This is a genomic window from Collinsella aerofaciens (genome assembly GCF_015558785.1).
GTDB classification, from domain to species: domain Bacteria; phylum Actinomycetota; class Coriobacteriia; order Coriobacteriales; family Coriobacteriaceae; genus Collinsella; species Collinsella aerofaciens_P.
The window spans coordinates 51,073-76,223 of the sequence record NZ_JADMOP010000011.1; the positions used below are offsets into that span (position 1 = coordinate 51,073).

Annotated in this window: 25 protein-coding genes; 24 read left to right on the forward strand and 1 reads right to left on the reverse strand. The window is 60.3% G+C overall.

Annotated features, from left to right (window positions below; translation table 11 throughout):
- Positions 1-6: 6 nt before the first annotated feature.
- The 21 genes from I2G40_RS06445 (at position 7) to I2G40_RS06545 (ending at position 20,319) form a co-directional block, all read left to right on the forward strand.
- Positions 7-1,155 carry an amino acid ABC transporter permease gene (locus I2G40_RS06445; RefSeq protein WP_195544534.1) on the forward strand — a complete coding sequence of 383 codons (1,149 nt, stop codon included), beginning with the start codon at positions 7-9 and terminating at the stop codon, positions 1,153-1,155.
- A gap of 22 nt (positions 1,156-1,177) precedes the next feature.
- Positions 1,178-1,963: an amino acid ABC transporter ATP-binding protein gene (locus I2G40_RS06450; RefSeq protein WP_195544535.1), complete on the forward strand. Its 786-nt coding sequence runs from the start codon at positions 1,178-1,180 to the stop codon at positions 1,961-1,963.
- Positions 1,964-2,035: 72 nt separating this feature from the next.
- Positions 2,036-3,451 (forward strand): M20/M25/M40 family metallo-hydrolase, encoded by a 1,416-nt coding sequence (locus I2G40_RS06455; protein ID WP_195544536.1) that lies wholly within the window; start codon positions 2,036-2,038, stop codon positions 3,449-3,451.
- Between the two features lie 228 nt (positions 3,452-3,679).
- Positions 3,680-4,747 carry a peptide chain release factor 1 gene (gene prfA, locus I2G40_RS06460; RefSeq protein ID WP_055252487.1) on the forward strand — a complete coding sequence of 356 codons (1,068 nt, stop codon included), beginning with the start codon at positions 3,680-3,682 and terminating at the stop codon, positions 4,745-4,747.
- 597 nt (positions 4,748-5,344) lie between these two features.
- Entirely contained in the window at positions 5,345-6,619 is a 1,275-nt protein-coding gene (locus I2G40_RS06465; protein ID WP_195544537.1) for a N5-glutamine methyltransferase family protein, read from the forward strand.
- A 68-nt stretch (positions 6,620-6,687) separates the two neighbouring features.
- Positions 6,688-6,873 (forward strand): type II toxin-antitoxin system HicA family toxin, encoded by a 186-nt coding sequence (locus tag I2G40_RS09845; protein WP_082421878.1) that lies wholly within the window; start codon positions 6,688-6,690, stop codon positions 6,871-6,873.
- Positions 6,840-7,331: a type II toxin-antitoxin system HicB family antitoxin gene (locus I2G40_RS06475; RefSeq protein ID WP_195503147.1), complete on the forward strand. Its 492-nt coding sequence runs from the start codon at positions 6,840-6,842 to the stop codon at positions 7,329-7,331. Before I2G40_RS09845 ends, I2G40_RS06475 begins: the two co-directional genes overlap by 34 nt.
- Before the next feature lie 134 nt (positions 7,332-7,465).
- The gene (locus I2G40_RS06480; protein WP_022094267.1) at positions 7,466-8,209 is read left to right on the forward strand and encodes an L-threonylcarbamoyladenylate synthase; all 744 of its coding nucleotides are present in this window, start codon (positions 7,466-7,468) and stop codon (positions 8,207-8,209) included.
- A 13-nt stretch (positions 8,210-8,222) separates the two neighbouring features.
- Positions 8,223-9,764: a glycerol kinase GlpK gene (glpK, locus tag I2G40_RS06485; protein WP_195544538.1), complete on the forward strand. Its 1,542-nt coding sequence runs from the start codon at positions 8,223-8,225 to the stop codon at positions 9,762-9,764.
- A gap of 123 nt (positions 9,765-9,887) precedes the next feature.
- A complete protein-coding gene (gene upp, locus I2G40_RS06490) occupies positions 9,888-10,535 on the forward strand; it encodes a uracil phosphoribosyltransferase (RefSeq protein WP_195544539.1) in 648 nt (215 codons plus the stop codon).
- A 280-nt stretch (positions 10,536-10,815) separates the two neighbouring features.
- Positions 10,816-11,127 (forward strand): hypothetical protein, encoded by a 312-nt coding sequence (locus tag I2G40_RS06495; RefSeq protein ID WP_035138788.1) that lies wholly within the window; start codon positions 10,816-10,818, stop codon positions 11,125-11,127.
- Positions 11,128-11,130: 3 nt separating this feature from the next.
- A complete protein-coding gene (gene atpB / locus I2G40_RS06500) occupies positions 11,131-11,934 on the forward strand; it encodes a F0F1 ATP synthase subunit A (protein WP_022094263.1) in 804 nt (267 codons plus the stop codon).
- A 124-nt stretch (positions 11,935-12,058) separates the two neighbouring features.
- Positions 12,059-12,253 carry an ATP synthase subunit c family protein gene (locus tag I2G40_RS06505; RefSeq protein WP_022094262.1) on the forward strand — a complete coding sequence of 65 codons (195 nt, stop codon included), beginning with the start codon at positions 12,059-12,061 and terminating at the stop codon, positions 12,251-12,253.
- Positions 12,254-12,268: 15 nt separating this feature from the next.
- Positions 12,269-12,871, forward strand: a complete 603-nt coding sequence (gene atpF, locus I2G40_RS06510; protein WP_006235712.1) for a F0F1 ATP synthase subunit B — start codon at positions 12,269-12,271, stop codon at positions 12,869-12,871.
- The gene (locus I2G40_RS06515; protein WP_006235713.1) at positions 12,861-13,337 is read left to right on the forward strand and encodes a F0F1 ATP synthase subunit delta; all 477 of its coding nucleotides are present in this window, start codon (positions 12,861-12,863) and stop codon (positions 13,335-13,337) included. The genes atpF and I2G40_RS06515 overlap by 11 nt, the downstream gene beginning before the upstream one ends.
- Positions 13,337-14,935 carry a F0F1 ATP synthase subunit alpha gene (gene atpA / locus I2G40_RS06520; RefSeq protein WP_035138794.1) on the forward strand — a complete coding sequence of 533 codons (1,599 nt, stop codon included), beginning with the start codon at positions 13,337-13,339 and terminating at the stop codon, positions 14,933-14,935. The genes I2G40_RS06515 and atpA overlap by 1 nt, the downstream gene beginning before the upstream one ends.
- A gap of 5 nt (positions 14,936-14,940) precedes the next feature.
- A complete protein-coding gene (gene atpG, locus I2G40_RS06525) occupies positions 14,941-15,849 on the forward strand; it encodes an ATP synthase F1 subunit gamma (RefSeq protein ID WP_006235716.1) in 909 nt (302 codons plus the stop codon).
- A complete protein-coding gene (gene atpD, locus I2G40_RS06530) occupies positions 15,849-17,303 on the forward strand; it encodes a F0F1 ATP synthase subunit beta (RefSeq protein ID WP_006235717.1) in 1,455 nt (484 codons plus the stop codon). Before atpG ends, atpD begins: the two co-directional genes overlap by 1 nt.
- Before the next feature lie 3 nt (positions 17,304-17,306).
- A complete protein-coding gene (gene atpC / locus I2G40_RS06535; protein WP_117564995.1) occupies positions 17,307-17,699 on the forward strand; it encodes an ATP synthase F1 subunit epsilon in 393 nt (130 codons plus the stop codon).
- A gap of 88 nt (positions 17,700-17,787) precedes the next feature.
- The gene (gene murA / locus I2G40_RS06540; protein ID WP_138340516.1) at positions 17,788-19,071 is read left to right on the forward strand and encodes a UDP-N-acetylglucosamine 1-carboxyvinyltransferase; all 1,284 of its coding nucleotides are present in this window, start codon (positions 17,788-17,790) and stop codon (positions 19,069-19,071) included.
- A gap of 12 nt (positions 19,072-19,083) precedes the next feature.
- Entirely contained in the window at positions 19,084-20,319 is a 1,236-nt protein-coding gene (locus I2G40_RS06545) for an LCP family protein (protein ID WP_195544540.1), read from the forward strand.
- 377 nt (positions 20,320-20,696) lie between these two features.
- Here the strand turns inward: I2G40_RS06545 and pepT are convergent, their stop codons facing one another.
- A complete protein-coding gene (pepT, locus tag I2G40_RS06550; RefSeq protein WP_195544541.1) occupies positions 20,697-21,944 on the reverse strand; it encodes a peptidase T in 1,248 nt (415 codons plus the stop codon).
- A 120-nt stretch (positions 21,945-22,064) separates the two neighbouring features.
- Between pepT and I2G40_RS06555 the strand changes: the two genes are divergently transcribed.
- The 3 genes from I2G40_RS06555 (at position 22,065) to I2G40_RS06565 (ending at position 24,951) form a co-directional block, all read left to right on the forward strand.
- Entirely contained in the window at positions 22,065-22,487 is a 423-nt protein-coding gene (locus I2G40_RS06555; RefSeq protein WP_035138800.1) for a metal-dependent transcriptional regulator, read from the forward strand.
- A 10-nt stretch (positions 22,488-22,497) separates the two neighbouring features.
- Positions 22,498-23,391 (forward strand): homocysteine S-methyltransferase family protein, encoded by an 894-nt coding sequence (locus I2G40_RS06560; RefSeq protein WP_195544542.1) that lies wholly within the window; start codon positions 22,498-22,500, stop codon positions 23,389-23,391.
- 159 nt (positions 23,392-23,550) lie between these two features.
- A complete protein-coding gene (locus I2G40_RS06565; protein ID WP_324252578.1) occupies positions 23,551-24,951 on the forward strand; it encodes a phosphoglucomutase/phosphomannomutase family protein in 1,401 nt (466 codons plus the stop codon).
- Positions 24,952-25,151: the final 200 nt, after the last annotated feature.

The following is a 25,151-nucleotide window of genomic DNA, read 5'->3' on the forward strand; positions in this document are numbered from 1 at the left end:
GGCAGCATGAAAACCATTAATCGCCTGGCCTCCTTTATCAAGGCCGACCACCGTTATGTGTACCTGGGCACGAGCGTTATCGCGGCGCTCGGCTTGGCGTTTAGCCAGCGCAACCCCACGCCGCTGAGCTTCTTGGCCCCCACGGGCGTGTTCCAAGATTGCCTTTGGGCGATTCTTTGGGCCTGGCTCGTCGTGTCGGCGGCGGCGCTGGTCACCAAGCTCATGCACTGGAACGACTATCGCGAAACGTCGCCGTTTGCTTCCGAGCGCTTCCGTCGCGGCGCGCGCCTGGGCAGTTATGTCGTCGTTGCTATTGCGGCGATCTTCTTTGTCGACCGTTGCGTCATGTCGTTTATCGATCTGGTGCAGGTGAGCATTGTCTCGGACTCCAACCCCAGCGACTTTTTGTCGAGCCTGGTCTACATGACCTACAAGAGCGGGGACTTCTTCATTCGCGGTATCGAGATCACCATCGCGCTTGCCACCTTCGGCACTGTCATCGCATTCTTCCTGGCACTGCTCTTTGTGTTCCTGCGTATTCAGACGTTCGACCGCGTGGATAACGACCTGGTGCGCTTCTTTAAGAGTATCGGCCGCGGCTTTGCGACCGTCTACTCCACCATCGTGCGCGGCACGCCCATGATGGTCCAGGGTCTGCTCATCTATTACGCGGGCTTCACCGTTTTGCGCGGCATGGGCTTCGAGACCGCTCAGGCCAACCAGATTTGGAGCACCTTCACCGCCGGCCTCGTTACCATCTCGCTCAACTCCACCGCCTACATGATGGAGGTCCTGCGCGGCGGCATCGAGTCCATCGATCCCGGCCAGGCCGAGGCAGCACGCTCGCTGGGCCTGTCGCAGTGGCAAGCCATGCGCAAAGTCGTGTTCCCCCAGGGCATTAAAAACGCGATTCCGGCGCTCACCAACGAGCTCATCATCAACATCAAGGATTCGTCGGTGCTCTCGGTTATCGGCGTGTTTGACCTCATGTACGCTACCACCACCGTCGCCGGCGTGTACTACCGCCAGATGGAGGTCTACTGCGTGGCGCTCGTGGTCTACCTGATCCTGACGCTCGTGGCGAGCCGCCTGCTCGAGGCCTTTGGCAAAAAGCTCGGCGCCGAGGCTCCGGTCACGCTGCCCAGCTCCAACTAGGCTTAGGACGAGGAGAATCATCATGGCAGATACCGCCACTACCGGCACCGCGGCCGCCGCACAGACCAATGAGCCGCTCATCCGCGTCGAGGGCCTGCGCAAGAGCTTCGGCTCGCTCGAGGTGCTCAAGGGCATCGACCTGTCCGTTAACCCCGGCGAGGTCGTCACCATTATCGGCGCCTCAGGCTCGGGCAAATCGACCTTTCTGCGCTGCCTCAACCTGCTCGAGACTCCGGACGCGGGCCATATCTGGTTCCACGGCCAGGACCTTACGGCCGAGCGCTGCAACATTAACAAGCTGCGTGAGGACATCGGCATGGTGTTCCAGGGCTTTAACCTGTTCAACAACATGGATGTGCTCGACAACTGCACGCTCGCGCCCGTCACGCTCAAAAAGATGAGCAAGACCGAGGCCGAGAAGGTCGCGATGGAGCATCTGACGAGCGTGGGGCTCGAGAAGTTCGCGCACGCCGCCGTGGGTCGCCTGTCCGGCGGCCAAAAGCAGCGCGTGGCCATCGCTCGTGCCCTATGCATGAATCCGCAGATCATGCTGTTCGACGAGCCGACCTCCGCACTCGACCCCGAGATCGTGGGCGAGGTGCTCGAGGTCATGCGCAAGCTCGCGGCCGACGGCATGACCATGGTCGTCGTCACGCACGAGATGGCCTTTGCCCGCACGGTGTCCGACCGCGTGGTCTTTATGGACAAGGGCGTGGTGCTCGAGGATGCCGCGCCGGCCGAGCTCTTCGGCAACCCCAAACATCAGCGCACGCGCGAGTTCCTCTCGCGTTATCTCGAGGACAAATAACCGACCGCAAACGCTTATGTGTCAGGGCCGCTCCCGTGGGGCGGCCCTTGTCGTCACAATCGAAAGGATGTCATGGCCGAGGTTTGGCGCTTTTTTGCGCATGAGGATGATTTTGCCGATCTGGACGAGGCTAGTGCGTGCGAGCGCCTGGGCCGCGTGCTGTCGTTTCTGACCATCTCGAGTATGGATGCCGAGGCGGTGAACTGGCAGCCGTTCGACGACCTGCGCGCGTATATGCAGCAGGCTTGGCCGCACGTATTTACGGCGGGTAAGGTCGAGCTTATCGACCATTCGCTATTGGTGACGCTTAGCGGTTCCGACCCTGCCCTCAAGCCCATTATGCTCATGGGCCACATGGACGTGGTTCCCGTGGTACCCGGCACCGAGGCTGACTGGACGCATGCCCCCTTTAGCGGACATGTGGACGACACCTACATTTGGGGTCGCGGCGCCATCGATATGAAAGACCAGGTCGCAGGCATTCTCGAGGCGGTTGAGTATGCGCTCGCACACGGCTGGGAGCACGAGCGCACCCTGCTGCTGGCTTTTGGCCAGGACGAGGAAACCACGCAGTTCGGTGCGGGTGCCATCGGCCGCGTGCTCGAAGAGCGCGGCATTGAGCTTGAGTACTTGATCGACGAGGGCGACTACCGCATCGTTCCGGCTGCCGAGTACGGCGCGGGCGAGGGCTGGCTTATGCATGCCGATCTCGCGGAGAAGGGCTATGCCGACATTGTGCTCAAGACAAAGAGCGCGGGTGGACATTCTTCCAACCCCTACGGCGGCACGTCGCTCGAGGTGCTTAGCCGTGCCATCACCGCAATCTGCGATATCGAGTGGCCGACGCGCGTCACGGACCTGCTTGCCGCACAGCTCGTCGAGCTGGGGCTTTACACGGCCGATGAAATTGCCGCCAACGGGGGCGCCATTGTCCGCGATTGCCTCGCCAGCAAGAAGCTCTATCCGCTCGTGACCACCACCTGCGCGCCCACGCAGGTCGAGGGTGGCAGCACCGGCGCCAACGTAATGCCGCAGGATATGTGGGCCAATATCAATTTCCGTATGCTCGAGGGCACGAGCGTGGCCGATGTCGTGGCCCGCTGCCGCGTCGCCGTTGCCGAGGCGGGGCTCGCCGACCGTGTCGAGGTCGAGCTCGGCCCCGGCAGCTCCGAACCCTCGCCGTCTCCGCGCATCGGCGGACCGGGACTCGAGGCGGTTCGCTCCATCGCCGCCCGCTATTTCCGTGATCCAAAGGGGACGGAGGAAAACGGATCATCCGAGCCGTTGGCGATTGTCCCCTCGACCGTGATCGGCGCGACCGACGCTGCCAACTACCAGCGCATTTGCTCCGAGTGCATTCGCTTCTCGGCCTTTGTGGTCGACGATGACGAGTGCGATCGCGGCGTCCACGGCACCAACGAGCGCATTACCCGCCGCGCCTACCTCCAGGGTGTCCGCTTCCTCGTCGCCCTGATCCATACGCTTTAGAATCCGACAAAGGGACTGTCCCTTTGTCGGATTCCGTGCGGGTTATATGCAGGTTTGCCTGCACACGCTATCATATATGGGTTAGACCACAACTATGTACCCCATACGCGAAGGGATGCGCATGTATCTGAAGATCGACATGCTCTAGCTGGACTTACCCCCGCAGCGGCGCCCCGCGCCCCATCAATTCTGCCGATTTTCGCCTTCACGCATATAAAGGAGTCCGTCATGCGCGACAAGCTCGAAAAGATCATCAAGGCCTACGAGGAGCTCGAGAAGAAGCTTTCCGACCCGGCCGTCGCCTCCGATATCAAGGAGTTCACGCGTCTCAACAAGGAGTACGCGCACCAGTCCGACCTCATTGCCGCCTCGCGCGAGTACATCGGCGCGCTCGATGACATCGAGGCTGCCAAGGAAATGCTGCACGATACCACCGATGCCGATGAGAAGGAGATGCTCCAGATGGACATCTCCGAAAACGAGGCCAAGCTTCCCCAGCTCGAGGAAGACATCAAGTACATGCTCATCCCGAGCGACCCCAACGACGACAAGAACACCATCGTCGAGATCCGCTCCGCCGCCGGTGGCGACGAGGCGGCCATCTTCGCCGGCGATCTGTACAAGATGTACCAGCGCTTTTGCGAGTCGCGCGGCTGGAAGACTACCGTGCTCGATTCCAGCCCCAGCGAGGCCGGTGGCTTTAAGTCCATCGAGTTCAAGGTCGAGGGCGACCGCGTCTACTCCGTCATGAAGTTCGAGTCCGGCGTGCACCGCGTCCAGCGCGTTCCCAAGACTGAGTCCCAGGGCCGCATTCAGACCTCCACGGCTACCGTCGCCGTACTTCCCGAGGCCGAGGAGATCGACGTCCAGATCAACCAGTCCGACCTGCGCATCGACACCTACTGCGCCTCCGGCCCTGGCGGTCAGTGCGTTAACACCACCTACTCCGCCGTGCGCATCACCCACCTGCCCACCAACACCGTGGTGCAGTCGCAGGAGCAGCGTTCCCAGATCCAGAACCGCGAGGTCTGCATGCAGATGCTGCGCGCCCGTCTGTACGAGATGGAACTCGAGAAGCAGCAGGCCGAGCTCGGTGCCGAGCGCCAGAGCCAGATTGGCCACGGCAACCGTTCCGAGAAGATCCGTACTTACAACCAGCCCCAGGACCGCGTGACCGATCACCGTATCGGCTTCAACTCCACCTACAACGGCGTCCTTCTGGGCGATCAGCTCGGCACCGTCATCGAGGCACTTGCCGCCGCCGAGCGAGCCGAGAAGCTGGCACAAGCAGTTTAGGTTACGCGGTTTTACCAAACCGCGTAACGGCTCGACGCTGCGCGCCGCCCAGAGCGACAATTTGTCATTCAAAAGGCGAGGCATGACCAGAAGGTCTATGCCTCGCCTTTTTCATGCCAACTTGTTCGCTCTGGACGTCGCTCGCTGTCCGTCCTCTACCTGCGGCGTTCTCTTGGGTAGTCATTGGGGACGTTCTTAAATGACTAGGTTGAGTAAATTGCTATTCGAGTTTATTTAATCTGCTTTGTTAGAAATTAAGCAATTTAACTGCTTAAAGCAATCAACGGCGTTTATCTGCTATCGATAATAATGCTCAAAAAATCGTCCGAGAAGTCGCAGTGCATTTTTTGATGCGTCGCACGTCAAGTGATTTGGCAAGTTCTTGGTTAGATATTGGTCAGTTTTGGGTCAACCTTGCCAAAAGCTTGACGAATGCAAATCTAGACGTCGGCGAATGAACATTTCAGGCAGGTTCCAAGCAAAATTCTGGGCTGATTCTCGATAATCGCCTTCAATCGCCCCTTGCCAAGCGCTGGCCTCGCGTACAATCTGCTCCGACATTCGCGCGCCATCCGGCGCTTAAGAGGGGAGGGCCCCATGGCAAACGAGATTTGGACCATCAAGTGTTGTCTCGAGTGGACCAAGGAGTACCTGGCCGAGCGCGGCGAGGAGCACCCCCGTCTTTCTGCCGAGTGGCTGCTCTGCGCTGCCACGGGTTTGGCACGCATCGACTTATATATGCGCATGGACGAGACGCTTAACGCGGCTCAGCTCGAGACCATGCACGCGGCCGTTGTTCGTCGCGCTAAAGGTGAACCGCTGCAGTACATCACCGGCAGCACGCAGTTTCGCATGATCGACGTCACGTGCGCCCCCGGCGTGCTCATTCCGCGTCCCGAGACCGAGATGCTCGTCGAGGAAGTCCTCAATTATCTGGATGCCGAGGTGCTGAGCCCCGAGGCTGCTGCCCGTCAGCGTGTTGAGCTGCCTTGGAACGATGAGGTCGAGCAGGCTCGCAAGGCTGAGGCCGCGCTGGCAGACGAACGCGCGACCGCCGAGCGCCGTGCCGCCAACCTGACGGCCGCCGATGAGGCTGCGCTGGGTAGCGACGTGCTCGGCAGCCGTGCCTATGCCGAGGAACTGGCCGACCGCGAGGCCGAGGAAGCCGCCGCGCAGGCAGCAGAAGCCGAAGCGGCAGAAGCAGAGGCCATGGAAACCCCCGAGCCCGAGCTCGACGAATACGGCATCGCCATTGAGGACAACGACCAACAGGCGACTCCCGCGCAAGATGCCGCCGAGGCTAACGTATCTGCCCCAGCCGAGCCCCGCACTGCCCGCGTTCTCGAGGTCGGCTGCGGCACGGGCTGCATTTCGCTCTCCCTTGCCTGGGAGCGCCGCGGGCACGTTACCTGCACTGCTACCGATATCGAGCCGCGCGCCATCGACCTTGCTACCAAAAACCGCGATGCGCTTGGCCTCACGTCCGACGAGGTCGCCTTCAGCCTCACCAACCTGGTGAGTTCCATTCCCCGCGAAGAGTGGGGCACCTTTGACGTACTCGTCTCCAACCCGCCCTACATCCCCACCGATGTCATGCGCTCGCTGCCGCATGAGGTCAAGGACTTTGAGCCCGATCTGGCGCTCGAGGGCGGTGCCGACGGTCTCGATATCTTCCGCCGCCTGCTCAACGCGGCGCCCTACATGCTGCGTGCCGGCGGCCTGTTTGCCTGCGAGCTCTACGAGGGCGCGCTCGACGCCGCGGCCGAGCTCTGTCGTCAAGCAGGCCTTTCGGACGTGCGTATCGTCCACGACCTCACCGATCGTCCCCGCATCGTTCGAGCCATCGTCACCGAGCCCAAACAGCGCCAGTAATATTTATTAACTGGTTAGCAAAAATTATAAAATAGTTTATAATTAGGACGGCTGAAAGAGGTCGGCCCATGCAACCTCCTACCTTTCGGGAAATCATTGCCCTACTCAAGCACGATGGATTCGTGAAGGTCGCGCAAGTCGGTAGTCATGCTAAGTATGTTTCTGGTGACCGTGTTGTCACCGTGAACGGCTCTGGTGGTGATCGACCAAAGAAGGGCACGTGGGCAAGTATTCGTCGCCAAACTGGATGGTAGTTGGAGGCAAAATGAGGCAGCGATTTACCTATGACTGCGTTCTCATAAAAGAAGACGACGGTTACTGCGCCAGCTTCCCGCAGATTCCCGGCGCCTTTGCCGATGGCGATACACGCGAAGAAGCGATTGCCCATGCCACCGAGGCGCTGATGGCGTTTTTGGCCGACGACCTCAACAACGGTTTGACTCCGGCAGGGTACGAACACTCGGCCGAGGTCGTGGCCCTTTCAGTCGAAATCGACCACGAGGACGCTCGGGAAGCGGCGTGCCGAACATTTAAAGACGCAGCGCTGGACCTCAAAGTCTCCGCTCCGCGGATTACCGCGCTGGTCAAAGCCGGAAAGCTCGATGTTGAACTCGTCGACGGCCGTCGGATGATAACGATAGACAGCATCGAGCGCTACGCCGCCCAAAAACGCCACGCCGGAAGACCAAAGAAGTTTGTAGCCGTCCAATAAACCCCTCACTTTCACCGACTACTAGAGCCGCTCACCAAACCAACATGCGCTCTGGGCAAATAGGTTGAACATTTCGTGCGAGAATGCCCCACAGTAAACAAACTTGCACCGGAGCGTAAGGGGCTGGCATACACATGCAGACGGTCTATCGGGTATACGAGGGAACGCGCGAGCCGCATCGGCTTGCCGTCGAGCGCACGGCCGAGGTGCTCGGCCGCGGCGGCCTGGCCTTGATTCCGACCGAGACCGTCTACGGTGTTGCCGTGGCAGTCAACGCCTTCTCGGACGCCGTGCCCCAAGATACAAGCGAATTCCCATCGTGGCCGCGCGATCCGCAGGCTGCCGTCAATGGCGCCGCAGTTCCTGCGCTCGGCACCGGCTATCGCCGTATCTTCACTCTCAAGCAACGTGAGCTCACGCAAACCGTCGCTTGGCTGGTCGATGGCGTCGAAGCGCTCGACCGCTATGGCGTGGATATCCCGGAAGATGCCCGCGTACTCGCGCGACGATGCTGGCCGGGAGCCCTGACTATCGTGGTCAAGGCAGCCCCCTGCGTGCCGACCTTTATGCGCGCTGCCGACGACACCGTGGCCCTGCGCGCTTCGGCCTCTCCCGTGGTCCAAGCGCTCATCCGCGCCTGCGGCAGTCCCCTTGCCTGCACGAGCGCCAACACGCACGGCGCGCCCTCGCCGGCAAGCTTTGCCGCCGTCGAAGGTCGCATCCTGGAGGGGGTCGATGTTGCCGTCGACGCCGGCGAGACCCCGTGTCGCGACGCCTCGACCATCGTGTCGTTCCAGCACGGCGGGCTCCAGATCCTGCGCCAAGGCGCACTTCCCGCATCAGAGATCGAACGGGTCCTGTCCGACCCGATGCAATAGAAAGGTGTAAGCGATGTCGTTGAATCTGGGCAGCCTGGGCATGGAAGATGCCTCGTTTAACTTTGGCGGTTCCTACATCATGGCGCTCGACTGCGGCACCACCTCGGTACTTGCGACCATCGTCGACGAGTACGGCTGCATCGTCGCGCAGGCACGTCGTAGCGTCAAAACCAGCTTCCCGCGTCCCGGTTGGATAGAGCAAGACCCCATGGAGGTGCTTGCCAGCCAGATCGGCGTGATGATGGAGGTCCAGTTTAAGAGCGGCATCCATTCTGACCGCATCGCCGCCATCGGTATCTCCAACCAGCGCGAGACCACGGTGGTGTGGGACCGCATAAGCGGCCAACCCATCTATAACGCCATCGTGTGGCAATGCCGTCGCACCGCACCTCTGATCGACGAGCTGGTCGAGCGGGGCGCAGAAGAGCTGGTGCGCTCCCGCACGGGACTCACGCTCGATCCGTATTTCTCGGCTTCCAAGGTGCAGTGGATCCTCGACAACGTCGACGGTGCGCGTGAGAGCGCGGCGGCGGGCGACCTCATGTTTGGCACCATCGACACCTGGCTCATCTACAACCTCACCGGCAGTCAGGTCTTTGCCACCGACTACACCAATGCCAGCCGCACGGCGCTCTTTAATATCCATACGCTCGATTGGGACGACGACCTGCTGGCGCTCTTTGACGTTCCGCGTTCCATGATGCCCGAGGTTCGTTGGAGCTCGGGCGACTACGGCCGCGTCGCGAGCGACATCATGACCAACATGCCGCCCATCATGGGCGTGGCGGGCGATCAGCAGGCGTCGCTGTTCGGCCACTGCTGCTTCCATCCCGGCCAGACCAAAAACACCTATGGCACGGGTTGCTTTATGCTCATGAACACCGGCGACGAGGTCGTCGAATCCAAGAACGGTCTGGTCTCCACGATCGGTATCGCCGCGGACGGCAAGATCAGCTATGCGCTCGAGGGTTCTATCTTTGCCGCCGGCTCAACCATGAACTGGCTGCGCAACAACATGGGCATCATCTCGAGTGTGAGCGAGTCCGCGCAACTCGCCGCTTCGATCAACGACAACGAGGGCTGCTACTTCGTCCCCGCCTTCGCTGGCCTGGGCGCTCCCTGGTGGGATCCGCATGCCCGCGGTATCGTGTGCGGCCTGACCGGTGCCTCGAGTCGCGCGACCATTGTGCGTGCGGCCTGCGAGTCCATGGCCTACCAGAGTTATGACGTGCTGCGCGCCATGGAGCAGGACGTGGGACTTTCGATTGAGCGCCTGTCCGTCGATGGCGGCGCCTCACGCAACGAGTTCATCATGCAATTCCAGGCCGACCTGCTGGATATCCCCGTGCTGCAATGCGAGACGGTGGAGACCACGGCAATCGGTGCCGCGTACTTGGCGGGTCTTGCCGTCGGCTATTGGGAAGACCTTGAAGAGCTGGAGCAAAATGCCCAGATCGTTAGGACCTTTCTTCCCCATATGTCCGCCGAGCGTCGCGAGCAAAACCTTGCGGGCTGGCGTGATGCAGTCAAGCGCTCGCTCAGTGCTGCACAGTAGGGCTGCGATGGGCTGCTCGATACAACAAACCGCTAAACTTATGCATGGCGTGCGGCGGCAACGTTGCTGCGCGCCTTGTCAGCAAGGCCGTTTTGCGGCCGCAACGAAAGGGGCAATCAACCCATGACCGTCACCTACGATGCGTCCCGTGTGACGCTTGTCGATCATCCGCTCGTCCAGCACAAGCTGTCGATCCTGCGTGACAAAAACACCGGCACCAACCAGTTCCGCCAGCTCGTGCGCGAACTCGCGCTTTTTGACGGCTACGAGGCCATGCGCGACCTGCCTATGGAAGACGTCGAGGTCGAGACCCCCATCACTACCGCCACGTTCAAACAGCTCGCCGGCAAGAAACTCGCCATCGTGCCCATCCTGCGTGCGGGCCTTGGCATGGTCGACGGCATTCTCGACCTGGTGCCCTCCGCTCGCGTAGGCCACATCGGTATGGAACGCGACGAGGTTACCCATGAGCCGCATGAGTATTACTGCAAGATGCCCAAGGATATCGACCGGCGCATCTGCCTGGTCGTCGACCCCATGCTCGCCACGGGCGGTTCGGCCGAGATGGCCATCAGCTACCTGCGCGAGCGCGGTGTCAAGGACATCCGCATGCTGTGCATCGTCGCTGCCCCCGAGGGCCTCAAGTCGCTGACCGAGAAGGACCCAGATGTGCATATCTATACCTGCGCTATCGACGACCATCTCAACGAGGCTGCCTACATCGTTCCCGGCCTGGGCGACGCCGGCGACCGCATCTACGGCACGCTGTAATCTCTGGGCCATACCGGCTAACGTCGAAAATACGAAGAAATGGTGCGCGCGGGCGAGCAAAAGACGTCCACGCGCACTCCTGTTAACGGACGTTTTGAGCTGAGGGGTTCGAAAAAACGTATTACCGTACCTGCGGCATAAAGAAGGCCTTAAGAAAACGTACAGGTGCGTATTAACCGTTTGTTTTACGGTTGTACTTTAGCGATTGGCTCGTACAATAGTCACCAATGTTTGGCGGGAACTGTTCTGTGAGGCGTTAAAAAGGAAAGTGAGGACGCCAGTGTTTCAGATAGCCGATCTGCTCGCTATCGTTGCAGGCGCCATCGCGGGCGCAATTGCCTTTCTTCCCTTTGTCTTTACGCTCAAGCCGGTTCTTGACGATAAGCAGAATGCGGACATGCTCAAGGGTATGGTGAGTCTGGCGGTCTCGGCAATCGCCCTGCTCGTCTTTACCTTGGTTGTGTTTGTGTTGTTCGGAGAGGCATTTCGCATGTTCCTCCTGGGCGAGGCGATCGGCTTCGTGGCCTTTATGGCCGCCTGCGCGGTTCGCGTCGCCAAGGCGCTGCGAGATCCTCATGAGGTCGAAAGGTAAGTCGTGGAAATTTTTGAAAAGCTGCCTGATGAGATTAATCATCTGGTCAGCGAGTTCAGCTCCACCCCTGTCGTGGGCGATCTGAGCTGCGGCATCACGCAGTACTCGTTTTGGCTGATCGTCTCCACGATCGTGCTCCTGATCGTCCTGGCCGTGTTCAAGAAGAAGCAGACTTTGGTTCCCAAGGGCTTCTTCGTCAACGGTTTCGAGTACATCATCGAGTACGTCGAGAACGATATCGGCAAGGGTGTCGTGGGTGAGAACTGGAAGAAGCACTTCCCGTTCCTGTGCTCGCTTTTCCTGTTCATCCTGATCAACAACATGATCGGCCTGATCCCGGGAATGAAGCCCGGCACCGGCGCAATCGGCTCCACCGCCGCGCTCGCCATCTTCGCCTTCGTGTACTTCATCTACTACGGATGCAAGGCTCACGGCGTGATCGGCTACATCAAGAGCCTCGCCCCGCAGGGCGTGAGCTTCCCGATGAACGTGCTCGTGTGGGTCGTCGAGCTTTTCTCGACCTTCCTGCGCCTCATCACGCTCGCCGTCCGTCTGTTCTGCAACATGTTCGCAGGACACGTGGTCATGGGCTCGTTTGCCATCATGGCGAGCATGTTCATGCAGCCGCTGCTTCAGCAGGTTTCCGCGGCCCACGCCGTCGGCGCCCTGCCTTCGCTGGCCTGGCTTGCCATCCTCATCCTGATCTATGCGATCGAGCTTGTGGTCGGCGCCATCCAGGCTTACGTCTTCACGGTCCTTACCGCCGTGTATGTCTCCGAGGCAGAGGAGGTTGCGGAGGAGGAGTAGTCTTCCGTTCGTGCCTTAAAGGTAAGGCAATTCGTTAAACCGCCGGTGCCCGTACCCATGGAGCCCGGCAGTTATAAAAAGGTTATCCTGCGTGAAATAAGACACGCACGACAAAGGAGGAATCGTGGGAGTTATCGGTTACGGTCTCGGTGTTATCGGCGCTGGTCTTGCTATCGGCCTGTCTGCTCTGGGTGCTACGGGTGCTATGGCCCGTCAGCCTGAGGTCCAGGGCCGCGTGTTCACCGTCTTCATCATGGGCTCCGCCTTCGGCGAGGCTCTGGCTCTGATCGGCTTCGTTGTCGCGCTGATCGTTAAATAGCACGGAGCGTCAAGTATGAATCTTTCATCCCAGAAGAGCGCGATCGCACTCTCCGCGTCCGCGGCCGCGCTGCTCATGCCGGTTTCCGCGTTCGCCGAGGACGGCGCTGCCGGTGCGGATATCCTCATCCCTAAGATGGCGGAGTTCATCCCGGCGCTTATCGCCTTCCTGATTATCTGGATCGTGCTGGCCAAGGTCGCCCTGCCGGGCATCATGAAGACCATGGAGGAGCGCGGCAAGAAGATCGAGGAGAGCCTCGACGAGGCCGAGAAGACCAAGCAGGAGGCCATCGCCAAGCGCGCTGAGTCCGACTCGATCGTCACCGACGCCCGTCGTCAGGCTGCCGACATCGTTCTCGAGGCCCGTAAGGACGCCGAGTCCGAGCGCGCCCGTATCATCGAGGCTGCTCACAAGGAGGCCGAGGAGATCATCGCCAAGGCCCATACGACCGTCGAGGACGAGCGCAAGTCCATTTACGCCGGTGCCGCGAGCTCCATCGCCGACCTGTCCGTTGCCGTCGCCACCAAGATCGTGGGCGAGGCACTCGAGGACGATGCCGAGCAGAAGAAGCTCATCGAGCGCTACATCCAGGAAGCAGGTAGCCTGAATGCCGACTAGCCGCTATCAGGACAAGGTGCTCGAGACCTACGCGCGCTCCCTTCTGGAAGCCGCCAAGGCCGAGAACCATGTGTTCGAGGACCTCGAGATGATCGAGCGCCTGGCTTCTGCCAGCCCCGAGATCATCGCCGTGCTCGACACCATGTCCAAGCGCGACCAGCTCGACCTTCTTCCCAAGGTGGCAGCTGCCTTTAAGTATGTTGCCGAGGAAGACGAGGATGTAGTGGGCGTGACCGTCACCACGGCGATCCCGCTCGACGACGAGCTGCGTCAAACCATCACTAAGAAATGCGAGCAGGACTTCGGCCGCAAGGTATTCCTTATCGAGCAGGTCGACCCGTCTATTGTGGGCGGCCTGGTGCTCGAGGCCCGCGGCGAGCGTCGTGACATTTCCGTCAAGACGCAGCTGCGCATCGCGCAGGAGACCCTCGCAAACTCTGCTAATTCGTACGGAGGTGAAGCCTAATGTCCGAAACCCTCAATGCCCAGGATATCGCCAAGAAACTGCAGGAGCAGCTCACGAGCCTCTCCGCGACGGTCGATACGCATGAGGTTTCAACGGTCGACGAGGTAGGCGACGGCATCGCGCGCGTCTCCGGCCTCAAGAGCGCCATGGCAGGCGAGCTTCTGGAGTTCAAGAGCTCCGATACCGGTGAGACCGTCTTCGGCCTTGCCCAGAACCTTGACCGTGACGAGGTCGGCGCCGTTCTGTTTGGTGCCGTCGACTCCATCAAGGAAGGCGACGAGTGCCGCACCACTGGCCGCATTATGGATATCCCCGTGAGCCGCGCCATGCTCGGCCGCGTCGTCAATCCGCTCGGCCAGCCCATCGACGGCCTGGGCGACATCGTCGCTACGCATCGTCGCCCCATCGAGTTCAAGGCCCCCGGCGTCATCGACCGTACCCCGGTGTGCGAGCCGGTTCAGACCGGCCTGTTGGCCATCGACTCCATGGTGCCTATTGGTCGCGGTCAGCGAGAGCTCATCATCGGCGACCGTAAGACCGGTAAGACCGCCATTGCCATCGACGCTATCCTCAACCAGCGCGGCAAGGGCATGGTCTGCATCTATGTCGCCATCGGCCAGAAGGCCTCCACGGTTGCCAACATCCGCGAGACCCTCGCTCAGCACGGTGCGCTCGACTACACCATCATCGTTTCGGCCACCGCTGCCGATTCCGCCCCTATGCAGTACATCGCGCCTATGGCCGGTGCCGCTATCGGCGAGTTCTTCATGTACAACGGCGAGGACGGCAAGCCCGCCAGCGAGACCAACCCCGGCGGCCACGTGCTCGTCATCTACGATGACCTGTCCAAGCAGGCTGTGGCCTACCGTCAGATGTCGCTGACGCTGCATCGTCCGCCCGGACGCGAGGCCTATCCTGGTGACATCTTCTACCTGCACTCTCGTCTGCTCGAGCGTGCCGTCAAGATGTCCAAGAAGAACGGTTATGGCTCCATGACGGCTCTGCCGATCATTGAGACCCAGGACGGCGACGTCTCGGCCTACATTCCGACCAACGTCATTTCAATTACGGATGGTCAGATCTACCTGCAGTCCGAGCTCTTCTTCCAGGGCCAGCGCCCGGCAGTTGACGTGGGCATTTCCGTGTCCCGCGTCGGTGGCGACGCGCAGACCAAGGCTATGAAGCAGGTCGCCGGCAACCTCCGTCTGGATCTCGCTTCCTATCAGGAGCTCGCTGGCTTTACCCAGTTCGGCTCCGACCTCGACGAGGCTACTCAGAAGCAGCTGACCCATGGTGCCCGCATGACCGAGCTCCTGAAGCAGCCGCGCTACAAGCCGTTTGAGGTTGGCGAGCAGATCGTTACGCTGTTCGCTGGCAACGAGGGCTTCCTGGATGACCTGGAGATCGCCGACGTGCTGCCTTTCCGTGCCGAGCTCATCGAGTACATGGACAATGGCTTTGGCTCGCTGCTCGACAAGGTTCGCGCCAAGAAGATCGATGATGACACCAAGGCTGAGCTCTTGCGCGTCATCGGCGACTTCAAGCAGCAGTTCATGGCCAAGCACCATTCGGATGTTTCTGGATCAGAGGAGAACTAAGCCCCATGGCCAACCTTCGCGACATTAAGAAGCGAATCTCCTCGGTTACCACGACCAAGCAGATCACGCGCACGATGGAGATGGTCTCTACGGCCAAGATCCGTCGTGCCCTCGATCGCTCCAAGCAGGCCGAGCCCTATAAGGAGGCGCTGACCGACGTCATGTTGACGGTCGCCGGCGACGCTTCCTGTTCGGGCACCGATCCCATGCTGCAGAAGCATGAGAGCGTCAAGCATGGCCTGATTGTCGTTATTGCCTCGGACCGCGGCCTTGCCGGCGGTTTCAATACGACGGTGGAGCGCACGGCCGAAAAGCTCGCCGCTTCTTGGGCGAACGACGGCATCGAGTGCGAGATCATCGCGTGCGGGCGTAAGCCGGCCACGTATTTCCGTGACCGCGCAAACGTCGTCATGCACTTTGAGGGCAACTCCTCTGAGCCCGATTTCAATCAGGCCCGCATGATCTCCTCTCATATCTGCGATGCGTATCGTGCCGGTGAGCTTGACCGTGTCGAGCTTGTCTACCACCACGCCAAGAACCGCGTGGATCAGGAGCTTCGCGTCGAGCATCTGTTGCCGCTCGACCCCGAGATGATCGCTATGGCCCACGGTCCGCGTAAGAACGAGACCGACGCCCCTAAGCGCATCTCGTCCACGTTCGAGTTCGTGCCCTCTCCCGAGCATGTTCTCGGCAAGCTTGTGCCGTCTTATATCCTGACGGTCATCTACCAGGCCCTGATCGATTCGGCGGCTGCCGAGCAGGGTGCACGCCGCAAGGCCATGCACTCCGCGACGGAAAACGCCACCGCGATCATCTCGACCCTTACCCGCACGTATAGTCGCGTGCGCCAGGCTTCGATCACGACCGAGATTAACGAGATCGTCGGCGGAGCCTCAGCATTGGAGGAACAGTAATGGCTAATAACACCGTAAAGCTTGCGGTCGAGGAAGCCACCAAGAAGACGACTGCCGGTGATGGTCGCATCGTGCGAATCATCGGTCCTGTCGTCGACGTCAAGTTTGACGGTGCGGTGCCCCCGATCTACAACGCGCTCACGGTCGAGGCCGAGACCCCGATCGGTCATCTGAGCACGATCCTCGAGGTCGAGAGCCAGCTTCCGGGCGGCGTCGTCCGCACGGTCGCCATGTCCTCGACCGACGGCCTGCAGCGCGGCCTCATCGCCACCGATACCGGTGAGCCCATGAAGATGCCCGTTGGTCCCAAGACGCTCGGCCGCATTTGGAACGTCATGGGCAAGCCCGTCGACGGCAAGCCCATGCCCGAGGTGGAGGAGTTCTACCCCATCCACCATGCAGCGCCCCGTTTCGACGAGCTCACCACCAAGACCGAGATCTTCGAGACCGGCATCAAGGCCGTCGACCTGCTCGAGCCCTACATCCGCGGCGGCAAGACAGGTCTGTTCGGCGGCGCCGGCGTCGGCAAGACCGTTCTGATCCAGGAGCTCATCAACAACCTCGCCCAGGAGCACGGCGGCACCTCGGTGTTCACCGGCGTCGGCGAGCGTACCCGCGAGGGCACCGACCTGTTCCTCGAGATGAGCGAGTCTGGCGTTATCGACAAGACCTGCTTGGTCTATGGTCAGATGAACGAGCCGCCCGGAGCGCGTCTGCGCATCGGTCTGGCCGGCCTTACCACCGCTGAGTACTTCCGCGATCGCGGCCAGGACGTTCTGCTGTTCATCGACAACATCTTCCGCTTCTCTCAGGCAGGTTCCGAGGTTTCCGCACTGCTGGGCCGTATGCCGTCCGCCGTTGGTTACCAGCCCACGCTGGCAACCGAGATGGGCGACCTCCAGGAGCGCATTACCTCGACCAAGACGGGCTCCATTACCTCCGTCCAGGCTGTCTACGTCCCCGCAGACGACCTGACCGACCCGGCGCCTGCCACGACGTTTACGCACCTCGATGCCACCACGGTTCTTTCGCGTAGCATTTCGTCGCTCGGCCTGTTCCCGGCTATCGACCCGCTTGCGTCTTCCTCCGACGCTCTCGATCCCTCGATCGTTGGCGAGGAGCACTACCGTGTCGCCGTCAAGGTCCAGGAACTCCTGCAGGAGTACTCCGACCTTCAGGACATCATCGCCATTCTGGGTATGGACGAGCTGTCCGAGGAGCAGCGCCTTACGGTCAACCGTGCCCGTAAGATTCAGCAGTTCCTCTCGCAGTCCTTCCACGTCGCCGAGAAGTTCACCGGCAACCCCGGTGTCTACGTCCGCGTCGAGGATACCGTCCGCTCTTTCGCCGAGATTGTCGACGGCAAGGCCGATGACCTGCCTGAGCAGGCTTTCCGCTATGCTTCCACGATTGAGGACGTGCGCGAGCGCGCCCGCAAGATGGGGGAGAAGTAGGTTATGCGTATCCGCATCGTGTGCCCCGTGAGCTGCGCCTATGAGGGCGACGCTGCGTTTGTGTCGATTCCGTCCACGGATGGCGAGTTTGGCGTTCTGCCTGCTCACTCCAGCGAGATCTGCACGATCGACCGCGGTTACGTTCGCGTTTCCGATAAGGCCATGGGCACTGTCGACCACACGTTTGCCGTGGCCGGCGGCTATGTCCAGGTTGCGGACGATGTCGTGACCGTTCTCGCCGAGCGCGCTTGCGATTTGGCGACCGTCGATGCCGACAAGCTTAAAGCTGATATTCAAGGTTTTGAAGAGAAGCTGGGTAATTTGTCGGAGGATGATGCACGCCGCGCCTACCTCTATAATGAAATCGCATGGTGTAAGCTCAAGCTTGCCCAATAGTCAAACGATTTAGCGTTCGACCATTTGCGAACACATCATGCCCGGGATGGCCCAGCCATCCCGGGCATGCTTTTTGAAAGGGTAGACCTTGGATATTATCCGCGTTGAGGGTGGCCACGCCATCGGAGGCTCCGTGCCCGTTTCGGGCGCCAAGAACTCCGCACTCAAACTCATGGCGGCAACGCTTCTGGCGCCGGGCAAGACGACGCTGCAGAACGTGCCCGATATTTCCGATGTCCACGTGATGGGCAAGGTGCTCAAGGGCATGGGCGCTACGATCGATGTTCTCGACGAGCACACGCTCGAGATTGATACCTCTCAGGTCGATTCTTGGGAGGCCCCCTACGAGCTCGTTGCCAAGATGCGTGCTTCCACCGCCGTCATGGGACCCCTGCTGGGTCGCTTCCATCGCGCCAAAATTGCCATGCCGGGCGGCTGCAACCTGGGTGCTCGCAAGATCGATATGCACATTCTTGGTCTTGAGGCCCTGGGCGTTGAGTTCGATACCGCCCACGGTTACATCAACGCTAATGCGCCCCAAGGTCTGCGCGGTACCACCGTCACGCTCGAGTTCGCCAGCGTCGGTGCGACCGAGAACCTCATCATGGCCTCTGTGCGCGCACAGGGTACCACGGTTATCGACAATGCCGCCCGCGAGCCCGAGATCGTCGATCTCGCTAACATGCTCAACGAGATGGGCGCCAAGATTGTTGGCGCCGGTACGCCCGTCGTGACCATCGAGGGCGTGGAAGAGCTGCATCCTGTTACCCATCGCGTAGTGGGCGACCGCATCGAGGCCGGTACCTTTATCGTCGCCGGTGCGCTGATGGCCGACGATCGCGGTGTTGACGTCACGGGTTTTTGCCCCATTCACTTGGGCATGGTTCTCAAGAAGATGGAGCTTATGGGCATCGATTGCGAGCGTACCGACGACGGCGTCCATGTGAACCGTGCCGAGCGTATCAAGCCGGTCGATATCCAGACGCTTCCGTTCCCCGGTTTCCCGACCGACATGCAGGCGCAGATTATGGTGCTCTCCGCCCTTGCCGACGGCAGTTCCGTTATTACCGAAAACATCTTCGAGAATCGCTTTATGTTCGCCTCTGAGCTGGTGCGCATGGGTGCCGACATTCGTATCGAGAGCCATCATGCCATGATTCATGGCGTCAAGGGCTTCTCGGGTGCACAGGTTACCTCGCCCGATCTGCGTGGCGGAGCGGCCCTCGTCGTAGCGGGCTTGATCGCCGACGGGACGACCGAGGTTTCGGCCATTCATCACATCAAGCGCGGCTACGAGCAGTTTGTCGAAAAGCTGCAGGCGCTCGGCGCGCATGTCGAGCATGCTACCGTCCCCGATCCCGTCATCTACTAATACAGGTTGCCTATGTTTAATAAAAAGCCCCTCGCGGATACCACCACCCGAAGACCCTCAACTGGTGCGCAGGCCAAGATCTACAGTCGCGATAACGTGGCTCGCTATTCCGAGCGAGCTCGCCAACGTCGTCGTAGCCACACGATTCGTCACGTCGCGCTCATTGTCGTGCTTGGCGTGCTGCTGAGTGCCACTACCGCTGCCGGCCTGTGGTTTGCCACCATTATGGGCAAGCTCGGCGATTCTAATGTCATTACCGACAATCTGCGTCGGGTTCTGGTTGACACCGATGAGGCAAAGGATCCGTTCTACGTGCTGCTTCTTGGCACCGACGGCCGTCCGGGCGAGGATACGTATCGTGCCGACTCGATTATCCTGGCACGCATCGACCCCACGCAAAAGCAGGCGACGCTCATTTCCGTTCCGCGCGACACCAAGGTCGAGTACAAGGGCGAGACCATGAAGATCAACGCCTGCCATACCGTTGGCGGCGCCGAGGCCATGGTCGAGGCGGTCAACGAGCTGTGCGGTGTTCAGATTTCCCACTATGCCGAGGTCAGCTTCGACGGTATGCAGGCGCTGATTGATTCGGTTGGCGGTATCGACATTAACGCAACCGATGATGTTGACGACCCCGAGCACCTGGATATTAAGATTACCGCTGGCCAGCAGCATATGGACGGTGCCACCGCCCTTACCTATGCCCGCTGCCGCTACACCTATGCCGACGGCGATTACACGCGCATGCGCCACCAGCGCCAGGTGCTTGGCGCCCTTGCCAACCAGATTCTCAATAACTTCGATGCCACGAAGATCTTTGGCCTGGTTAATTCGCTGTCCGATATGCTCGTAACCGATATGAGCGTTCAGGATATCGTGGCTACGGTCAACGCCATGCGCGGTATGGATGTCGACGGTATCTACTCGGCCAACCTGCCCTCGTACGCCGACGACAGCACCATGATCGACGGTGTGAGCTACGTCTTTGTCTACGAGGACGAGCTCAAGGAAATGATGGGGCGCGTCGATGCCGGCAAGGATCCCAAGGGTCCCAACACCATGGGTCTTTCCGATGGTTCCAGCTCTACGATCGGCGACCTGAACAACAACACGTCTGACGATTACGCAAACGGTACCGCAACCTCATCGGTCAGCTCTGACGATTCCGATGACTCAAGCGATTCAAGCGATTCGGACTACTACGAAGAGCCCACCGGCGACGGCAACGGCTACGAAGCCAACTACTAAGTTACGCGGTTTTACCAAACCGCGTAACCGCTTGACGCTGCGCGGGCCGCATTTGGACAATCTGACGTTCAACTTCAAGGGCGCGACCAGAAGGTCAGCGCCCTTTCGTTTCACGTCACCTTGTCTCAAATGCAACCCGCTCGCTGCCCGTCCTCAACCTGCGACGTTAGTCATTGGGGACGTTCTTAAACGACTGGTCAAAGGGGACACTCTTGATGCACTTGGCACTTGGGGACGTTTCTTATGTGCCGGCAGTTTGGGACACTCCTTGCGTTAAGAGGCTGGCGTGCGTCAACCTATTCTCGTTGCAGTAAAAAAATCGCCCCGTTCTTGGTTGAGGACGGGGCAATTCGTCTTTTGGACTTGTGCAGCCAGGCTTATGCAAAGCGGGCGACGAGCTCCTGGAGCACGTCGGTCATCTTGACGAGCGAACTGACCGGGACGAACTCGTTGACGCCGTGGTAGCAATAGCCGCCGGTGGAAAGGTTGGGGCAGGGCAGACCGCGGAACGACAGCTGAGCGCCGTCGGTGCCGCCACGAATCGGCAGTACTTGGGGCTCAACGCCGCAGGCAAGGTAGGCTTCCTTGGCAACATCAATGAGCTCGGGATAGTCACGAACGATCTCGGCCATATTTCGATACTGCTGCTTAATCTCGACTGTCACGCGCTCCTCACCCAGACGCTGGTTGAGCATCGAGGCGGCGGCATCAATAAGGTCGAGTTTCTGCTGGAACTTGGCGGCGCCATGGTCGCGGACGATATAGCGCGCTGTGGCGTGATCGACGGTCGCAGATACACCCTCAAGGTGATAAAAGCCCTCGTAGCCTTCCGTATACTCCGGGCGCTGCACGTAGGGGAGCAACGCGTTGAAGTCGCAGAACAGATTGCCTGCGTTGACCATACGGCCCTTAGCGTCGCCCGGGTGGATGGACTGGCCCTCAAAGCGGACGGTCGCCTCGGCGGCGTTAAAGCACTCCCACTCCAGCTCGCCGATGGGGCCGCCGTCGACCGTGTAGGCGTACTTGCAGCCAAAGGTATCGATATCCAACAGCTCGGCTCCGTGGCCGATCTCCTCGTCAGGGCAGAAGCAAATGCCGAGTGCGGGATGGGGCAGAGAAGGGTCCTGAGCGATACGCGCGACAAGCGACATGATCTCGGCGACGCCTGCCTTGTCGTCCGCGCCCAGCAGCGTGGTACCATCGCTGCAGACCAGGTCCTCACCCGCGAGGTCATTCAGGGCGGAAAGCTTGGCGGTACTCATGGCAACGGGCTTTCCGTCAACCGTGCCGCAGACCAGGTCGCCGCCTTCGTAGTGTACGATATGCGGCTTCACGCCGGCGCCCGGTGCAACTTCGGTGGTGTCGAGATGGGCGATCAGGCCCAGGGCGGGTTTGTCCTCAGCGCCCGCACTTGCGGGGATATGCGCGCAGACATAGGCGTGCTCGGTCACGTGGGCATCTTCCGCACCAAGCTCGCGCAGCTCTTCAACCAGCACGTTGGCAAGGTCAAACTGAACGGCGCTCGAGGGTACCTGGTCGCAGTTTGCATCCTCGGACTGCGTGTTGATCTGGACGTAGCGCAAAAAGCGTTCGAGGACATCGGGGCTCGTGGTGGTGTTTTCCATAAAGACCGCTCCAATCTTGGTCGTCGTGTGCAACAAGAACTCTAGCACGGTATGCCACGGCATACCACGACGCTTGGATGGGGTAGAATCAGCCATTGAATGCAGAAGGGACGGAAGATCATGGATACGACAAATAGCTCGCGCGAACTACATCTGACGGTGGCGAACGAAGACTACTTGGAGTGCATGGTTCGCATTGAAAGCGAAGAGGGGGAAACCAACGGCGTGCGATCGGTCGACATCGCGCAGCGCCTTGGCGTCTCCAAGGCATCGGTCAATAAAGCGGTTTCGGCGCTCAAGGCATCCGAACTTGTCGAGCAATCGCACTACGGCAAGGTAGTCCTGACCGATCGCGGCCGCGAGGTTGGTACGGCTATCTGGTACCGTCATCGCCTCATCCGCACGTTTTTGGTTCAGGAGCTCGGTGTCGAATTTGAGCGAGCCGATTCCGAGGCCTGCATGATGGAGCATGCGCTTTCCGAGGACACGATGAACCGCTGGCTCGCCTATCTCGAAAAGCAGGGAATCAGCGTCGAGGAATAGCGGGATATATATGGATACGAGTTATTACAACCGCTTTGGTGCCGAGGAACTTGCGCGCCGCTTGTCGAGCGAGACCTTGTTGGCGCAGGGCCCCATGGGCAGTGTTCTGTTGAGTGAGTACGATGCCGCCGACATTCCACCGGCGTTTTGGAATCTGGCAGAGCCGCAGACCGTTTCTCGTATCCATCGCTTGTATGTCGCTGCCGGCGCGCAGGCGCTCATTACCAACACCTTTCAGGCATCAAGCTATGCCCTCAAGCACGACCAGATTGCGCCGTCCGTGGCGGAGGTCAATCGCGGGGCCGTCGACGATGCTCGCCAGGCGCACCCGCAACTGCTGCTGGGCTCGATGGGCCCGATCGGTATTGAGTGGTTTGCCGAGGACTCTGCCGAGTATCGTGAAATCCGAGGCATTGCGCGCGAACAGGCGCACGCCTTGCTCAATGCCGGCGTTGACGGTCTGCTGATCGAGACGGTGACGTCTATCCGTAATTTGCAGCCCATGCTTGCCGGCGCCCGAGATGCCGCCGACGGCATGCCTGTTCTGGTGAGTTTTGTCGTTGACGATAAAGGCGACCTGTTGGGCGATGGCCTCAACATCGAGGCGGCCGTTTTGTACGCCGAAAAACACGGCGCAAACTCGGTTGGTGTTAATTGCTGTTCGCTTGCGGCCGCGAACGCGGCGGTGCCCAGGATGGTTGCATCGGCGACTACTCCCGTCACGGTGCGTCCCAACGTAGGCGATCCGGTCCAGACTCAGGATGGCCCCGTATGGCACGAGAACCCCGAAGCTTTCGCGCGCGCATGCATCGAATGGAGACATGCCGGTGCCGCAATGGTGGGCAGTTGCTGTGGAACCACGGCAATCACTACGGCCGCGATGGCCGAGGCGCTCGATATATAAAGGGCAAAACCGCTCCATACGGGGCGGTTTTTTTTATTGCTTGCATGTCCTCGGCAGCATTTGCCCAAATGGTGAATGCTGGTGCCGGCAGGTTGCCGAGTGCATGTTGCGGGTATACCCCATGCGTACCATGATCCAAACACTGTGAGGTGTCTGCGCGTGTGCGCGATAATTCATTTTGGAACTGACGGTTGGCGCGCTCGCGTCGATGAGGACTTCACTGCCGATAACGTTGCTCGTATCGCCGATGCCGTCGGCGAGTTGTGGCAAAAGACCAATCCGGGCAAAACAGTATATATAGGGTTCGACACCCGGCCCCTGGCGAGCGAGTTCGCTGAACTTGCGGCGGGCGTGCTAGCAGCGCACGGGCTGGACGCCGTGCTCGCTTCGCGACCTGTTCCGACCCCTGCCCTTACGTGGGCGGCGGCTTATGACGGTGAGGCGTGCGGCGCGCTCATGGTGACGGGGTCCCATCATCCGCAGGGTTATCTGTGCCTCAAGATTCGCATGGGTGACGGCTCAACCGCCAACCAGGATGTCATCGAAGAGCTCGAAGAGACCATGGCTCCCGAGCCAATGGGGATCGAGGGGCAATATCGCACCGCGGATATCATTCCTGACTATATGCAGGCGGTGGCATCATTTGTCGATGCCGAAGCCATCCGCGCCGCGCACCTGCGCGTGGTTGTCGATCCCATGGGCGGCGCAGCCCAGGGCTATCTAGCCGACTTGCTGCGCGAGCTTGGCGTTGAGGCGCACGAGATTCACGCCGGGCAGGCGTCTGACCAAGAAGATATCTGCCCCGACCCCGTTGAACCTTGGGTGGACGCTTGCGAGCGCACGGTTATCGAGGACGGAGCTTGCGCTGGCCTGGTGACCGACGGCGACGCCGACCGTATCGGCGCGGTTGACGAGCGCGGCAGATATATACATCCGCATCAGATCATGGCGCTCGTTTTGGGCGACTTGATTCAATTTCGTAATTTGGAGGGGCGCGTCGTCGTCAATCTTTCATGCTCGACGCTCGTACGTCGCATTGCCGAGGCGCTTGGCTGCCGCGTGACCGTCAAACCAGTCGGTTTCAAATATATAGCGGCGGAGATGAAGAAGGGCGGCGTCCTCATAGGCGGCGAAGAAGCCGGTGGTATCGGCATCGCCGCGCATATGCCCGAGCGCGATGGAATCCTCGCCTGTCTGATTCTGTGTGAGCTTATGGCAAAGACGGACGCGCCTTTGGGCGTTCTGGTCGACCAACTCGAGGACAGTTTTGGTAAGACGAGTTACGGTCGACGCGATTTGCGCCTTGAGGCCGAAGATGCCGAAACGTTACGAACCCTGCTGCCGGGCGTAAACCCCAAGTCGATTTGTGGCAAGGTGCCGCAAAACGTTAGTCATATGGACGGCTTGCGTCTGTCATTCGAGGATGACACGTGGCTGCTGGTCCGTCCTAGCGGGACCGAACCAGTGGTGCGCGTCTACGCCGAGGGGTTCTCGGTGGAAGAACGTGATGAGTTGCTCGATGCTGGCTGTGCTTTAGCTAGGGGGACGTATCCGCTTTAACCATGAGACTGCCTTATATAAAGAGATGCTCGGCGAGCGGTAGTTAACGGCTGGCAAACGTTAGTCGGATCCCAAACTGTGTAGGAAATGTGTACGACCAGATTCCCGCCCACGGCGCCCCTCCGGTCTGGCAATATATCTCCTTGCCGCGCGGCCCGGTGGAACCGGGAACCAGCGCAGGCGTGCACCTTGAGAACCGG

What these genes read in the sequence shown, in the direction of transcription:
- I2G40_RS09845 (WP_082421878.1), top strand. Translation starts at nt 6,688, where the DNA reads ATGCAACCTCCTACCTTTCGGGAAATCATTGCCCTACTCAAGCACGAT.
- I2G40_RS06545 (WP_195544540.1), top strand. Translation starts at nt 19,084, where the DNA reads ATGTTTAATAAAAAGCCCCTCGCGGATACCACCACCCGAAGACCCTCA.
- atpF (WP_006235712.1), top strand. Translation starts at nt 12,269, where the DNA reads ATGAATCTTTCATCCCAGAAGAGCGCGATCGCACTCTCCGCGTCCGCG.
- I2G40_RS06555 (WP_035138800.1), top strand. Translation starts at nt 22,065, where the DNA reads ATGGATACGACAAATAGCTCGCGCGAACTACATCTGACGGTGGCGAAC.
- atpA (WP_035138794.1), top strand. Translation starts at nt 13,337, where the DNA reads ATGTCCGAAACCCTCAATGCCCAGGATATCGCCAAGAAACTGCAGGAG.
- I2G40_RS06515 (WP_006235713.1), top strand. Translation starts at nt 12,861, where the DNA reads ATGCCGACTAGCCGCTATCAGGACAAGGTGCTCGAGACCTACGCGCGC.
- I2G40_RS06560 (WP_195544542.1), top strand. Translation starts at nt 22,498, where the DNA reads ATGGATACGAGTTATTACAACCGCTTTGGTGCCGAGGAACTTGCGCGC.
- I2G40_RS06480 (WP_022094267.1), top strand. Translation starts at nt 7,466, where the DNA reads ATGCAGACGGTCTATCGGGTATACGAGGGAACGCGCGAGCCGCATCGG.
- prfA (WP_055252487.1), top strand. Translation starts at nt 3,680, where the DNA reads ATGCGCGACAAGCTCGAAAAGATCATCAAGGCCTACGAGGAGCTCGAG.
- I2G40_RS06465 (WP_195544537.1), top strand. Translation starts at nt 5,345, where the DNA reads ATGGCAAACGAGATTTGGACCATCAAGTGTTGTCTCGAGTGGACCAAG.
- I2G40_RS06455 (WP_195544536.1), top strand. Translation starts at nt 2,036, where the DNA reads ATGGCCGAGGTTTGGCGCTTTTTTGCGCATGAGGATGATTTTGCCGAT.
- I2G40_RS06445 (WP_195544534.1), top strand. Translation starts at nt 7, where the DNA reads ATGAAAACCATTAATCGCCTGGCCTCCTTTATCAAGGCCGACCACCGT.
- pepT (WP_195544541.1), bottom strand. Translation starts at nt 21,944, where the DNA reads ATGGAAAACACCACCACGAGCCCCGATGTCCTCGAACGCTTTTTGCGC.
- I2G40_RS06450 (WP_195544535.1), top strand. Translation starts at nt 1,178, where the DNA reads ATGGCAGATACCGCCACTACCGGCACCGCGGCCGCCGCACAGACCAAT.
- atpG (WP_006235716.1), top strand. Translation starts at nt 14,941, where the DNA reads ATGGCCAACCTTCGCGACATTAAGAAGCGAATCTCCTCGGTTACCACG.
- upp (WP_195544539.1), top strand. Translation starts at nt 9,888, where the DNA reads ATGACCGTCACCTACGATGCGTCCCGTGTGACGCTTGTCGATCATCCG.
- atpC (WP_117564995.1), top strand. Translation starts at nt 17,307, where the DNA reads ATGCGTATCCGCATCGTGTGCCCCGTGAGCTGCGCCTATGAGGGCGAC.
- atpD (WP_006235717.1), top strand. Translation starts at nt 15,849, where the DNA reads ATGGCTAATAACACCGTAAAGCTTGCGGTCGAGGAAGCCACCAAGAAG.
- glpK (WP_195544538.1), top strand. Translation starts at nt 8,223, where the DNA reads ATGTCGTTGAATCTGGGCAGCCTGGGCATGGAAGATGCCTCGTTTAAC.